Genomic DNA, 13,877 nt, shown 5'->3' on the forward strand with positions numbered 1-13,877 from the left:
GGCTCACGCACAGCCTGGAAATACCGGCCCGGCAAATGTTCGCCGGGCTTGAGTTTTAGTAAGTGCCCGGATAGGCCCCGCCGTCGATCAGCCAGTTCTGCCCGGTGATATAGCCCGCGTGGACGCTGCACAGGAACGCGCAGGCGCGACCGAACTCCTCGGGGGTGCCGAAGCGCCCGGCCGGAATCGCCTTGACGCGGCGCGCACGCGCTTCCTCTTCCGAAATGCTGCCCGCCTTCGCCTGTGCGACGATGGTCGCCTGGATGCGGTCGGTGTCGAATGCGCCCGGCAGCAGGCTGTTGATCGTGACGCCCGTGGCCGCGACCTGGCGCGCCACGCCCGCGACGAAGCCCGTGAGACCCGAGCGCGCGCCGTTCGAGAGGCCGAGCACGTCGATCGGCGCCTTCACCGAGGAACTCGTGATATTGACGATGCGCCCGAAGCCGCGCGCGATCATGGCGTCGATGGTGGACTGGATCAGCGCGATCGGCGTGAGCATGTTCGCTTCGAGCGCGGCGATCCACGCTTCGTGCGTGTACTTGCGGAAGTCGCCCGGCGGCGGCCCGCCCGCGTTGTTCACGAGGATGTCCGGCGACGGACACGCGGCGAGCGCGGCGGCGCGGCCCGCCTCGGTGGTGATGTCGCAGGCCACCGCCTGCACGTCCACGCCCGTGCTCGCGCGGATCCGCGCGGCGGTTTCCTCCAGCGTCTGCGCGGTGCGCGCGACGATCGTCACGTTGACGCCTTCGGCGGCGAGCGCCTCGGCGCAGCCGCGCCCGAGTCCCTTGCTGGCCGCGCACACCAGCGCGGTGCGTCCTGCGATGCCCATGTCCATCGTGTTTGTGTCCTTTTTGCGTGGATGACCGTCCTGTGACAGCGCGGGCGCGGCCAGGCCTTGCGCCGCGCCGCCCTGCCACCTTTTTGGGATTCTAGAAGAATCGGCCGCGGCGCGTGGAAGGCCCACGGCGGCCAGGCGCCGCCAAACGCACGCCCGCTTCCCGCCTCTGCTGCCCACGCTCACTTCCCTCTTGGTTCGCGCGCAGTTCCCGTATACTTGCGCCTGTAGCGCGGCCCGGCGCCTTCGCAAGCCCTGCCGGCTTGCCGCGCGCGGCGGGCCGTGCTCGCCGCCACCGCGCAACCCGGGCGTCTGCTTCGGGCTCGCGCGGCCGCGGCACGACCGTTTTCCCCGATTCCCTTGCAGCCTTGTGCGCCCCGCCATGAAACAGGACAGCCGTTTTCCGAATCTCTTCATCCTCGATCACCCGCTGATCCAGCACAAGCTCACGCATATGCGCGACAAGGACACGTCCACGCGCACGTTCCGCGAGTTGCTGCGCGAGATCACGCTGCTGATGGGCTATGAAATCACGCGTCAGCTTCCCGTCACGACGCGCCGCGTGCAAACGCCGCTCGTCGAGATCGACGCGCCCGTGATCGCGGGCAAGAAGCTCGCCATCGTGCCCGTGCTGCGCGCGGGCGTGGGCATGTCCGACGGGCTGCTGGAGCTGATCCCGTCGGCGCGCGTGGGTCATATCGGCGTGTACCGCGCCGACGACCATCGCCCGGTCGAATATCTCGTGCGTCTGCCCGACCTCGAGGACCGCACGTTCATTCTTTGCGATCCGATGGTCGCGACGGGCTACTCGGCCGCGCACGCCATCGACGTGCTCAAGCGCCGCGGCGTGCCCGGCGAGCGCATCCTGTTCCTCGCGCTGGTGGCCGCGCCCGAAGGCGTGGAGGTGTTCCAGAAGGCGCATCCGGACGTCAAGCTCTACGTGGCTTCGCTCGACTCGCACCTCGACGATCACGCCTACATCATTCCGGGACTCGGCGACGCCGGCGACCGGCTGTTCGGCACGAAGAACTGACGACCGCGCGCGGGCGGCGGCGCATGCCGCCCGCGTCACCCTCGCCTTCCCGGACGGCCTCGCCCCCCGGCGGCTGCGATCGGCCAACGCCCTGCGCGTCGTCACGTAGGCGGGCGAAGCCAGGCGGTCCCGGCGTGATAAAATTCAGATCCACCTGAAGGGGCGCGTCCCGGCACAGGCCGGGCGCAAGCCGGGCACGGGCGTCGCGCGAGCGGCCGGAGCCGCCGCGCCGGCAGTCCGGGCCGCGCGCACCGGCGCTTTCGCACTGATGCGCCGCCGGCCCGCCACGCGGGCAAGCGCGAACGGCAGCGAATGGCGGCAAGCGGCAGCAAGCGGCAACGCGCGGGCGAGCGGCACGCTCAAGGAGCGCCGGTTCGCGCGCCGGTCGTCACGCAACACGGCGCGACATGACGGCGCGCACACGCATGCGCCCCCGGGAAAACGCAACGACAACAGCACATTGCACACTGCGCGCGCATGGCGCGTGCGACGGAGAAAGGTATGGCGGGTCATTCGAAATGGGCCAACATCAAGCACAAGAAGGCTGCTGCTGACGCGAAGCGCGGCAAGGTCTGGACGCGGCTCATCAAGGAAATCCAGGTCGCGGCGCGCATGGGCGGGGGCGACGCCGATACGAACCCGCGCCTGCGTCTGGCGGTGGACAAGGCGTACGACGCCAACATGCCCAAGGACAACATCAACCGCGCCATCCAGCGCGGCGTGGGCGGCGTCGATGGCGCGAACTACGAGGAAATCCGCTACGAGGGCTACGGCATCGGCGGCGCGGCCGTCATCGTCGACACGATGACCGACAACCGCACCCGCACGGTCGCGGAAGTGCGCCACGCATTCTCGAAGTTCGGCGGCAACATGGGCACGGACGGCTCGGTGGCGTTCATGTTCGATCACGTCGGCCAGTTCGTGTTCGCACCGGGCACGCCCGAGGACGAACTCATGAACGCCGCGCTCGAAGCCGGCGCCGACGACGTCGTGACGAACGAAGACGGCTCGATCGAAGTGGTCTGCCCGCCGTTCGACTTCACGAAGGTGAAGACCGCGCTCGAAGCCGCGGGCTTCAAGGCGGAAATGGCCGAAGTCACCATGAAGCCGCAGAACGAGGTCGAATTCACGGGCGACGACGCCGTGAAGATGCAAAAGCTGCTCGACGCGCTCGAGAACCTGGACGACGTCCAGGACGTGTACACCAACGCGTCGATCGCCGAGGAATAAGGCGTTCGGCCCGGGAGGCCCCGCTTTGGCCCCGCCTCCCGCATGCGATTTTCACGGCCGGCGCACTGTGCGCCGGCCGCAACTGTTTCTGGTCTTGGTCTTTCGGGGATTCTCATGAAGTTACTCGTCGTCGGTTCTGGCGGCCGCGAACATGCGCTGGCGTGGAAGCTCGCGCAGGCGCCGCGCGTGCAGCTCGTCTACGTCGCACCCGGTAACGGCGGCACCGCGCAGGACGAGCGGCTCGCCAACGTCGACATCACGGACATCCACGAGCTCGCCGACTTCGCCGAGCGCGAAGGCGTCGCCCTCACCGTGGTCGGCCCGGAAGCGCCGCTCGCGGCGGGCATCGTCAACGTGTTCCGCCAGCGCGGCCTGAAGGTGTTCGGCCCGTCGAAGGAAGCCGCGCAGCTCGAAAGCTCGAAGGACTTCGCCAAGGCGTTCATGAAGCGCCACAACATCCCGACCGCGGCCTACGAGACCTTCTCGGACGCCGCGGCCGCGCACGCCTACGTCGACAAGAACGGCGCGCCGATCGTGATCAAGGCCGACGGCCTCGCTGCCGGCAAGGGCGTGGTCGTGGCGATGACGCTGGAAGAAGCGCACCAGGCCATCGACATGATGCTCGCCGACAACAAGCTCGGCGACGCCGGCGCGCGCGTGGTGATCGAGGAATTCCTCGCGGGCGAGGAAGCGAGCTTCATCGTCATGGTGGACGGCAAGCACGTGCTCGCGCTCGCATCGAGCCAGGACCACAAGCGTCTGCAAGACGGCGATCAGGGCCCGAACACGGGCGGCATGGGCGCCTACTCGCCCGCGCCCATCGTCACGCCGCAGCTGCACGCGCGCGTGATGCGCGAAATCATCCTGCCGACCGTGGCGGGCATGGAAAAGGAAGGCATCCGCTACACGGGCTTCCTCTACGCCGGCCTGATGATCGACGCGCAAGGCACCCCGAAGACGCTCGAATTCAACTGCCGCATGGGCGACCCGGAAACGCAGCCGATCATGGCGCGCCTGAAGGGCGACTTCTCGAAGGTCGTGGAGCACGCCATTGCCGGCACGCTCAACCAGGTCGAGCTGGAATGGGACCGCCGCACGGCGCTCGGCGTCGTGCTCGCCGCGCACAACTATCCGGACACGCCGCGCAAGGGCGACCGCATCAGCGACATCCCCGCCGAAACCGCCGATTCGGTCACGTTCCATGCGGGCACGCAGATCGTCGACGGCAAGCTCGTGACCTCGGGCGGCCGCGTGCTGTGCGTGGTCGGTCTCGCCGATTCGGTGCGCAGCGCGCAAAACGTGGCGTACGAAACCGTGAACCGCATCTCGTTCGACGGCATGCAGTATCGCAACGACATCGGCTATCGCGCCGCGGGCCGCAAGCAGTAATCGCCAAGTAACCGGCGGGGCGCGCCAGCGCTGTCCCGCCGCGCACTGTGGCCGCCGCGCAACGGCGCACACCGGGCGCGGCGTGCTATGGCGCTTAAGCGCCTCGCCGTCAAAGCGGACCACACCGCCACGAGCACATCGGACGCGTGTTCCGCGTGCCGCCTTTGCGCCTGCGGCCCAGCCGCCGTCTGCGCCGGGCGCCGCGCCAATCGGCGCTACACTGCCGCTGTCGGGCCGCCCCCGTCAGCCTTTTTGAATAACCCGATTCCGGCGCCGGCGCGCCGCCGTCCCCATTTCATCGATGACCGATACCCCTAGCAGCGCCTCCCCGGACAGCGCCACCGTGCGCGCCTGGCTGGCCAACTTGCAGACGCAGATCGCCGACGCGCTCGGCGCCTTCGACGGCACGCCGCTCGCCACCGACAACTGGCAACGCGCGCCGGGCGAAAAGCTGCGCGGCGGCGGCTGCACGCGCATCATCGAAGGGGGACAGTTCTTCGAGCGCGGCGGTATCGGCTTTTCCGACGTTGCCGGCGACGCCCTGCCGCCCTCGGCCACGGCCGCGCGCCCCGAACTGAACGGCCGCGGTTTCGAGGCGATGGGCGTTTCGCTCGTGCTGCATCCGCGCAATCCGTACTGCCCGACCGTGCACATGAACGTGCGCATGCTGCTCGCCACGAGGCCGGGCGAAGCGCCCGTGTTCTGGTTCGGCGGCGGCATGGACCTCACGCCGTACTACGGCTTCGAGGAAGACGCGCAGCATTTCCACCGGGTGTGCCGCGACGCGCTCGCGCCCTATGGCGCGGACCTCTACCCGCGCTTCAAGCGCTGGTGCGACGAGTACTTCTTCCTGAAGCACCGCAACGAGGCGCGCGGCGTGGGCGGCATCTTCTTCGACGATTACGCCGAAGGCGGCTTCGACCAGGCGTTCGCCATGCTCAAGAGCGTGGGCGACGGCTTCCTGAAGGCGTATCTGCCGATCATCGAACAGCGCCGCGCAACGCCCTACGGCGAAGCCGAGCGCGAATTCCAGGCGTACCGGCGCGGCCGCTATGTCGAATTCAACCTGGTCTGGGACCGCGGCACGCATTTCGGGCTGCAAAGCGGCGGGCGCACGGAATCGATCCTCATGTCGATGCCGCCGGGCGCGACCTGGCGCTACGACTGGCAGCCGCAGCCGGGCACGCCGGAAGCGCGCCTTTATACCGACTTCCTGCCGGTACGCGACTGGGTTTGACCGTGACACAAGCCTTCACCGCTCCCCCTGACGCACTCGCACGGCGCGTCGGGCTGCTCGGCGGCACATTCGATCCGATCCACGAGGGCCACCTCGCGCTCGCGCGCCATTTCGCGCGCGCGCTGGACCTGAACGAGCTGATCCTGCTGCCCGCCGGCCAGCCGTGGCAAAAGCCCGGCGTCACGGCGGCGCCACATCGGCTCGCCATGACGCGCGCCGCCGCCGCCTCGCTTGCGCTGCCGGGCGTGACGGTGAGCGTCGACGCCGACGAAATCGAGCACGACGGCCCGACTTACACGGTCGACACCCTGCGCCGCTGGCGCGCAAAGAGCGAAAGCAACGCGCAAGCGGCGCTGACGTTGCTAATGGGCGCCGATCAACTGCTGCACCTCGATTCGTGGCACGCATGGCGCGAGCTTTTCGCGCTCGCGCATCTGGGCGTGGCGAGCCGGCCGGGCTTCGACTTCGGGACGCTGCCGCCAGCGGTCGCTCAGGAAGTCGCTGCGCGCCGCGCGAGCCCCGCCGCCCTTGCGGCAACGCCGCACGGCCGCCTGATCGTCGACGAAACGCTCGCACTCGACGTTTCGGCGACCGAAATCCGGCGCGACCTGCCGGCCTGCGTGGCGAGCGGGCAACGTCGCGGCACCGCCGCCGACAAGCTTCCCGCAGCCGTGTGGGACTATATCCTTCAACATCATCTCTATTCGCAACACGGGTAACTATGGACATCCGCAAACTTCAACGCGCCATCGTCGACGGTCTGGAAGACGTCAAGGCACAGGACATTCGCGTCTTCAACACGAGCCATCTGACCGAGCTGTTCGACCGCGTGGTCGTCGCGAGCGGCACCTCGAACCGCCAGACCAAGGCGCTCGCCAACAGCGTGCGCGAGAAGGTCAAGGAAGCCGGCGGCGACATCGTCAGCACGGAAGGCGAGGACATCGGCGAATGGGTGCTCGTGGATTGCGGCGACGCAGTCGTCCACATCCTTCAGCCCGCGCTGCGCCAGTACTACAACCTCGAAGAAATCTGGGGCGACAAGCCGGTGCGCCTGAAGCTTGCCAACAACACGGGCTTCGCGGGCGCGCGCCCGAGCGAGCCGATGGACGACGAGGACGAAGACGGGGAAGTCGCGCCGGCCGTGAAAAAGCCCGCACGCAAGACCGCTGCGCGTAAAACCGCGAAGTAAGCGCGGCACGCTCGCCAACCGCATTCGTTTAGCACGATGAAACTGCATATCGTCGCCGTCGGCCACAAGATGCCGGACTGGATCGCCGAGGGCTTCGAGGAATATACGAAGCGCATGCCGCCGGAGCTGCGCATCGAGCTGCGCGAGGTGAAGCCCGAGCAGCGCTCGTCGGGCCGCTCCGCCGAGAGCGTGATGGCCGCCGAGCGCACGCGCATCGAGGCCGCGCTGCCGAAGAACGCGCGCATCGTCGCGCTCGACGAACGCGGCAAGGACTGGACCACGATGCAGCTCGCCAAGGCACTGCCGCTCTGGCAGCAGGACGGGCGCGACGTGGCGTTCCTGATCGGCGGCGCCGACGGGCTCGACCCCGAGCTCAAGGCGCGCGCCGATACGCTCCTGCGCCTGTCCTCCCTCACGCTGCCGCATGCGATGGTGCGCGTGCTGCTCGCCGAGCAGCTTTACCGCGCGTGGACCATCACGCAGAATCACCCCTATCATCGCGTGTGAGGCGTGCATAAAGCGCGCCAGAGCTTCGCCCGAGCCCGCCCGTGCCCGCTCAAGCCAGCCGCAGCCCGCTTGAGCCGGTTTCGGCGCGCTCTCGCCTCGCGCGAGGCGCGCACGTCAACCCGAAGTCCGTAACGTCCAAGACGCTCCGATGCCCACCAACGCGCCCTATCCGTTCGTCTATCTCGCCTCGCAAAGCCCGCGGCGCCAGGAGCTGCTCCAGCAGCTCGGCGTGCGCTTCGAACTGCTGCTGCCGCGTCCCGACGAAGACGCCGAAGCGCTCGAAGCCGTGCTGCCCGGCGAGCAAGCCGCCGTCTACGTCGAGCGCGTGTGCGCCGCCAAGGCCGACGCCGCCCGCGCGCGCCTCGTCGCCGGCGCGCACCCGCATGCGCCGATTCTCACGGCCGACACCACGGTTTCCATCGACGGCCATATCCTCGGCAAGCCGCACGACGCGGCCGATGCCTATGCGATGCTCGAACGGCTCATGGGCCGCGAGCACGAAGTGCTGACCGCTGTCGCCGTGGTGAACGCCGAAGGCGTGTGCCTGCCCGTTGCGGTCTCGCGCTCGCACGTGCGCTTCGCACCCGCGCTGCCCGCCGCGATCGCGCGGTACGTGGCGAGCGGCGAGCCGTTCGGCAAGGCCGGCGCGTACGGCATCCAGGGCCGCGCTGCGGAATTCGTCGAGCGAATCGACGGGTCCTATTCGGGTATCATGGGTTTGCCACTATTCGAAACGGCCGCCCTCCTGCGCGCCGCGGGCATCGACTTCTAGAACAAATCATGAACGAAGAAATCCTGATCAACGTCACGCCCCAGGAGACGCGCGTCGCATTGGTCCAGCAAGGCGCAGTACAGGAGCTTCACGTCGAGCGCACGCTGTCACGCGGGCGCGTCGGCAACGTCTATCTCGGCAAGGTCGTGCGCGTGTTGCCGGGCATGCAGTCCGCGTTCATCGACATCGGACTGGAACGCGCCGCGTTCCTCCATGTGGCCGATATCTGGCACCCGCGCATTGCCGGCGAAGCGCACACGAGCGCGCATCATCAACCGATCGAAAAGACCGTGTTCGAAGGGCAAACGCTCATGGTGCAGGTCGTGAAAGACCCGATCGGCACGAAGGGCGCGCGGCTTTCCACGCAGGTGAGCATCGCGGGGCGCACGCTGGTCTATTTGCCGCAGGAACCGCACATCGGCATTTCGCAGAAGATCGAGAGCGAGGCCGAGCGCGAAGCGGTGCGCGCGCGCCTCACGGCCGTGCTGCCCGCCGATGAAAAAGGCGGCTATATCGTGCGCACGATCGCCGAGGACGCCACGAGCGAAGAACTCGCCGCCGACGTCGCGTATCTGCGCAAGACGTGGGCGACCATCATTGCGCAGGCGCAGCGGCTGCCCGCCACGAGCCTGCTTTATCAGGATCTGAATCTCGCGCAGCGCGTGCTGCGCGACTTCGTGAACGACGAGACCTCGCGCATTCAGGTCGATTCGCGCGAAACGTTCCAGAAGCTCACCGAGTTCGCCGGCGAATTCACACCCGCCGTGTTGCCGAAGCTGCATCACTACACGGGCGAGCGGCCCCTCTTCGACCTCTACAACATCGAGGCCGAGATCCAGCGCGCGCTCTCGCGGCGCGTGGACCTCAAGTCGGGCGGCTACCTCGTGATCGACCAGACCGAGGCGATGACGACCATCGACGTGAACACGGGCGGCTATGTGGGCGCACGCAACTTCGACGACACGATCTTCAAGACGAATCTCGAAGCGGCGCACACGATCGCGCGGCAATTGCGTCTGCGTAATCTGGGCGGCGTGATCATCATCGACTTCATCGACATGGAGAACGTCGAGCATCGCGACCAGGTGCTGGGTGAGCTGAAGAAGGCGCTTTCGCGCGATCGCACGCGCGTGACCGTGAACGGCTTCTCGCAGCTGGGGCTCGTGGAGATGACGCGCAAGCGCACGCGTGAATCGCTCGCGCATGTGCTGTGCGAGCCGTGCCCGATTTGCCTCGGCAAGGGGCAGGTGAAGACCGCGCGCACGGTTTGCTACGACGTGCTGCGCGAGATCCTGCGCGAGTCGCGCCAGTTCAATCCGCGCGAGTTTCGCGTGGTGGCTTCGCAGCAGGTCATCGATCTCTTTCTCGAAGAAGAGTCGCAGCATCTCGCCATGCTGATCGACTTCATCGGCAAGCCGGTGTCGTTGCAGGTGGAGTCGAATCTGAGTCAGGAGCAGTACGACATCGTTTTGATGTAAGGACCGTGCCGGATCACCCCAGATCATTGACCAATCCGAAAGCCCCGCAAGCCGGGGCTTTTCGAAAAACCGGAGGACCCTTGCTCCCGGAATCAAGTGCCCCCGGAGGAGAGGGTTCGGCACGTCAGAAACACCGGGGCAGACCATGCTGATTCTCACGCTTCCGAGTATCGAATGCCATAGCGGCGGTTGTTCGGATCGTGGCCAGCGCGCGCCTTTCGCGCGTATTTCCAGGCGATACAGCCAAGCTCGCCATTTTGACGCTCCCGCTCAGGGCTCATACCTTCAGTGAAAGCGACTCGCAGAGTACGGCCATTTCTGCGCCGCACGATGGCTCCAAAACGAACAGCACGCTATGGCCTGCTGCCAGATCACGGACGCAGTCCTCACCGTTCTGCTCACTGATTGCCGCTCCTTTTGAATCGTCCCGACTATTCATCCACTGGAGCCAGGTGCGAACTTCGGCCGGTGAAAACGCATAGCGTGGCGAAATCAGGAGCCTCGAAGCGACATTCTGGCCAGCGAAATCAATCAGGCGTAGACGGATTACGCCAGAAAATCGGAGTACCTCGACTTCGCCACCAACCCGTCGAAAACGAAGCTCAAGAGAGCGCACCTCGGGATCGTGTTCGATTCCGGTCAGCTCTGCGTCGTGAAAGCTGGGAAACTCTGAAAGATTTCGAAGATCGGTGCATGTGCCGGTGGCCATATAAGCTCCAGTAAAATTCATAACGGAGAAAAGGAAACGCCTGGTCCGCGCACTCCGTCGTCCCAATTGTGGGCGTGAGGGATCCCCTGCCCGTGGTCATGGTCGAAGTCGAAATCTACGACCGGCAGACCATCGTAGCCGTACATCCGCATCTGACCGCTTCCGGGGTTCGTGTACCACGTACCAGGATCGCCTTCGTTCGGAGTCTTGGCAATATCAAAGGCAACGCCATCCGGTACATCAGGCCGATAGTCGAATGCCTGCGCATCACCGAGCAGCATGGAATCGTCGTCCGCGTCGCTCACTAATTCGTCGTCGAGTGCGCCACCGTCATCCGCCGCGGCATTGCCACCGAGCACAGCGCTTGCAGCAGCCTCCTCCGTCCCCAGCCACTCAAACCCGCCGTCAGTGCCGGAGCTGGAGGCGTTACTCGCCGCTGCGACAGTCCTTGCTTTAATCGGCACGTATGGCGTGCGATCGATGGTGCGCCCGTAGTCGTCAAGTGGTACGAACTCGCCATTCAGCACCCCGTAGACGATCGGCTTCGGATCCGGCGCGCGCTTCGGCCAGCTTTGCGGTGCGTAGGACCGGCCCACGCGCCGACTGCCCCGCCATGCCCGGTCAATCGCCGGCATAAGCCGCCCAGCGCGTACCGCGTCGCGAAGAACGCGCGTCACGCCTTCGCCATCGACTGGCGCTGACAGCCCCGAGATCCCCAGGTGCTCACTGATGAACGCGATATAGGCGCTGAAATCACCGCAGGCGCGCGCGGCACGCCGGCTGATGCTAACCCGGAAGCGCCGATCGAAGTCACGCTGGTCCTGTTCGATCTGTGCCTCGCGCACTTTGCACGCTTTCAGGCGCTCCTCATAAGAGAGCTTCCAGCCGCGATCAACGTCCTCCATCTCACGAGCCGGCACGAGCGAGCATTGCCAATCACTCGTCAGTGGCACAAACAGCGCGTTGTACGAGTGCCCCCATTCAGGAAGTGACATGTCCCCTCCGCATCGATCTGAGTTCGGTATACCTAGCACGCCGCAAAGCGGCGGACTTTGCGGCAAGTAAGACTCCTGTGACTTGATGCGGAACGAATGCAGCCGGTGGGCCTTTCGGGGTATGACTTCCCAGTGCCACGCAAACACACCTGCGAGGAAAGCATTTGACGATCCACGAGCCGCCGCGCCCAATTCGGTGACGGAACAAACCATCGACGCGATCCGCGTTCCGTCCACCGCAAAACTGCGAGCCGCGCCTCTCACAAAGGCGGCCACGCGGCCTCTTTGCTTTCCGTCAAAATATGGCGTTTCGTGCCATAGCACACGAGATGGCACGATGCGGCACATGAAGTAGAAAGCGCCCCTTCTGTTCTAAGATCGGGTGGCGTACTCCGATGGGGCATCCTTGAAATGCCCATCTGACGCTTGCCGGAGTGCAGCGCCGAACGCCGCCACGGCCTGAAATACGGCCTGTTCCAGGGCCGCAACGGCAGGCGGATCCTGGTTACGACAACGAACGCGGCAAGGGCGCCGCCCTGACGCCCCGGCGCATCGAACTGCTGTGCTATCTGCACCGCGAGGCAGACAGCGTGATAGCGATCGCGCGGGCACTCGGACGCGACTTCAAGCGCGTGCATGAGGACGTAGCGACGCTAGTGGCGGCCGGGCTCATCGTGCGCGAAGACGGGCAGCTGCGCGCACCGTGGGACACGCTCGCGGCCGAACTCACGCTCCAATCCCTTGGGCAGGCCACGGGTGAACGTGACGCGCCCGGTCGAGCGCTGCAAACTACGCGTGAGCGATATCCGTGTGGCAGTGTGTATCATCCGGTATCGCCTCATCGCGCCTCAAATGGCTGACCAGTTGGCTAGCCGAACGAAGATATTTCGATAATTCCCACTCGATCGGTTTGACTGAAAATCAAATCTTCAGGCAGACACGAACAGTGCGACATCGCCAGGCGCATCACCGGAGCATCGCAGTTGAATCACCAGCGCGTCACCATTGAACAGATCGGCGAATTCGACGAGATCATCGACGTGAGAACGCCGCTCGAATTCGCCGAGGATCACGTCCCCGGCGCGATCAATGCGCCCGTCCTCAGCAACGAGGAGCGCGTGATCGTGGGGACGATGTACAAGGAATCGCCCTTCGACGCCACGCGCGTCGGCGCGGCGCTTGCCGCGCGCAACATCGCGAAGCATCTGGACACGATCTTCGCCGACCGCCCGCGCAACTGGCGCCCGCTCATCTACTGCTGGCGCGGCGGCAAGCGCTCGGGCTCGATGACGGCGATGTTCAACATGATTGGCTGGCGCGCGCGCCAGCTCGAAGGCGGCTACAAGGCTTATCGCCATACGGTGGTCGAGGCGCTCGGCAGCCTCCCCGCCGCGTTCCGCTATCTCGTGCTCGCCGGCCCCACGGGCAGCGGCAAAACGCGGCTTTTGAAGGCGCTGGGCGCGGCCGGCGCGCAGATTCTCGATCTCGAAGGGCTCGCCGCCCATCGCGGCTCGCTGCTCGGCGCGCTGCCCACGCGCGCACAGCCCGCGCAGAAGTCGTTCGACACGGCGCTCGTGCAAACGCTGCGCGCCTTCGACCCCGCGCAGCCCGTATTCGTCGAAGCGGAAAGCCGGCGCATCGGCGCGATCACGCTGCCGGTCGCGCTCGTCGAGCAGATTCACGACGCGCCTTGCATCGTGGTCGAAGTGGCGCGCGAGGAGCGCGTGGCGCTCTTGCTGGAGGAGTACGGGCATCTGCTCGCCGATCACGAGTACTTCCGCGAGCAGCTGGTGAAGCTCACGCCGCTGCACGGGCGCGAGCGCATCCAGAACTGGTGCCGGCTGCTCGACGAGGGCGGCCGCGCCGAGTTGTCCGAAGCGCTCATCGCCGAGCACTACGACCCCGCCTATACGCGCAGCACGCGACGCCACTATCCGAAGCTCGCGAAATCGCTGCACTTCGCATTCCAGCCGATGACAGGCGACACGACCGCTCAGGCGCAAACGCTGCTCGGCCAGTTGCGGGACATGCCCGACACCGGCGAGGCGCAGGACAGCGAAGCCGAAGCGCCCCGCCCCCTCTGACACGTCCCCCGCGTGCGCGCAACAGCTTGCGCGAGCCCCACAAAAAACAACCGGGCCGCAGAATCTCTGCGGCCCGGTCTTTTGCATCACTGGCGAAGGCTTAGCGCGAGTACATCGCGTTCCAGTCTTGCGCCGACACTGCGGGGCGGTCACCCGATTGCGATGCGTTCGCGACGCCGCCGTAGGCGCTGTTCGCGCCGTTCAGCGCGGCGACCTTGGCCTGCGCGGCCTGGATCGCTTCGGGATAGTGTGCGTTGTCGCCATCGCCGACGCGGTAACCCACCTGCTGGAGTTGCACGAGTTCGGCGCGCACCTGGGCGCGGGTGATGGTCGACTGCGACTGCGCGAACGAAGCAGCGGGAGCAACGAGAGCGGCAAGAGCGGCGGCAGCGGCAACGGCTTGGATCAGGGACTTCATG

General features: G+C 66.4%; 15 protein-coding genes. 11 read left to right on the forward strand and 4 right to left on the reverse strand.

Going from position 1 to position 13,877, the window contains the following annotated elements:
- Positions 1–55: 55 nt before the first annotated feature.
- Entirely contained in the window at positions 56–835 is a 780-nt protein-coding gene (locus tag C7401_RS25990) for an SDR family oxidoreductase (protein WP_112174297.1), read from the reverse strand.
- A gap of 382 nt (positions 836–1,217) precedes the next feature.
- On the opposite strand from C7401_RS25990, the gene upp reads away from it, so the two are divergent.
- From upp to rng, 9 genes are all read left to right on the forward strand, one after another.
- Complete coding sequence (gene upp, locus C7401_RS25995; RefSeq protein WP_112174298.1) at positions 1,218–1,868, forward strand: uracil phosphoribosyltransferase; 651 nt, start codon at positions 1,218–1,220, stop codon at positions 1,866–1,868.
- A 501-nt stretch (positions 1,869–2,369) separates the two neighbouring features.
- The gene (locus C7401_RS26000) at positions 2,370–3,098 is read left to right on the forward strand and encodes a YebC/PmpR family DNA-binding transcriptional regulator (RefSeq protein WP_112174299.1); all 729 of its coding nucleotides are present in this window, start codon (positions 2,370–2,372) and stop codon (positions 3,096–3,098) included.
- Between the two features lie 114 nt (positions 3,099–3,212).
- Entirely contained in the window at positions 3,213–4,487 is a 1,275-nt protein-coding gene (purD, locus tag C7401_RS26005; protein WP_112174300.1) for a phosphoribosylamine--glycine ligase, read from the forward strand.
- Between the two features lie 301 nt (positions 4,488–4,788).
- On the forward strand, positions 4,789–5,724 hold the full coding sequence (gene hemF, locus C7401_RS26010) for an oxygen-dependent coproporphyrinogen oxidase (RefSeq protein ID WP_112174301.1): 936 nt from the start codon (positions 4,789–4,791) through the stop codon (positions 5,722–5,724).
- Entirely contained in the window at positions 5,721–6,443 is a 723-nt protein-coding gene (locus C7401_RS26015; protein ID WP_258397232.1) for a nicotinate-nucleotide adenylyltransferase, read from the forward strand. The genes hemF and C7401_RS26015 overlap by 4 nt, the downstream gene beginning before the upstream one ends.
- Positions 6,444–6,445: 2 nt before the next feature.
- Positions 6,446–6,913 (forward strand): ribosome silencing factor, encoded by a 468-nt coding sequence (gene rsfS / locus C7401_RS26020; protein WP_112174302.1) that lies wholly within the window; start codon positions 6,446–6,448, stop codon positions 6,911–6,913.
- Between the two features lie 36 nt (positions 6,914–6,949).
- On the forward strand, positions 6,950–7,420 hold the full coding sequence (gene rlmH, locus C7401_RS26025; protein WP_112174303.1) for a 23S rRNA (pseudouridine(1915)-N(3))-methyltransferase RlmH: 471 nt from the start codon (positions 6,950–6,952) through the stop codon (positions 7,418–7,420).
- 148 nt (positions 7,421–7,568) lie between these two features.
- Positions 7,569–8,192, forward strand: a complete 624-nt coding sequence (locus C7401_RS26030) for a Maf family protein (protein ID WP_112174304.1) — start codon at positions 7,569–7,571, stop codon at positions 8,190–8,192.
- An 8-nt stretch (positions 8,193–8,200) separates the two neighbouring features.
- Positions 8,201–9,670: a ribonuclease G gene (rng, locus tag C7401_RS26035; protein ID WP_112174305.1), complete on the forward strand. Its 1,470-nt coding sequence runs from the start codon at positions 8,201–8,203 to the stop codon at positions 9,668–9,670.
- Between the two features lie 277 nt (positions 9,671–9,947).
- Here rng and C7401_RS26040 read toward each other — a convergent pair whose 3' ends face one another.
- On the reverse strand, positions 9,948–10,379 hold the full coding sequence (locus C7401_RS26040; protein WP_112174306.1) for a hypothetical protein: 432 nt from the start codon (positions 10,377–10,379) through the stop codon (positions 9,948–9,950).
- Positions 10,380–10,396: 17 nt separating this feature from the next.
- Positions 10,397–11,374, reverse strand: a complete 978-nt coding sequence (locus C7401_RS45655; protein WP_258397233.1) for a hypothetical protein — start codon at positions 11,372–11,374, stop codon at positions 10,397–10,399.
- Between the two features lie 434 nt (positions 11,375–11,808).
- Between C7401_RS45655 and C7401_RS46275 the strand changes: the two genes are divergently transcribed.
- Together C7401_RS46275 and mnmH are read left to right on the forward strand one after the other, a co-directional pair.
- Positions 11,809–12,234 (forward strand): HVO_A0114 family putative DNA-binding protein, encoded by a 426-nt coding sequence (locus C7401_RS46275; protein WP_444980876.1) that lies wholly within the window; start codon positions 11,809–11,811, stop codon positions 12,232–12,234.
- Between the two features lie 123 nt (positions 12,235–12,357).
- Positions 12,358–13,458 (forward strand): tRNA 2-selenouridine(34) synthase MnmH, encoded by a 1,101-nt coding sequence (gene mnmH / locus C7401_RS26060; protein WP_112174307.1) that lies wholly within the window; start codon positions 12,358–12,360, stop codon positions 13,456–13,458.
- A gap of 100 nt (positions 13,459–13,558) precedes the next feature.
- On the opposite strand, the gene C7401_RS26065 is transcribed toward mnmH, so the two are convergent.
- On the reverse strand, positions 13,559–13,876 hold the full coding sequence (locus C7401_RS26065; protein ID WP_112174308.1) for a DUF4148 domain-containing protein: 318 nt from the start codon (positions 13,874–13,876) through the stop codon (positions 13,559–13,561).
- Position 13,877: the final 1 nt, after the last annotated feature.

Origin of the sequence: Paraburkholderia unamae (assembly GCF_003268775.1) — a bacterium.
In the GTDB taxonomy this organism is placed as follows: domain Bacteria; phylum Pseudomonadota; class Gammaproteobacteria; order Burkholderiales; family Burkholderiaceae; genus Paraburkholderia; species Paraburkholderia unamae.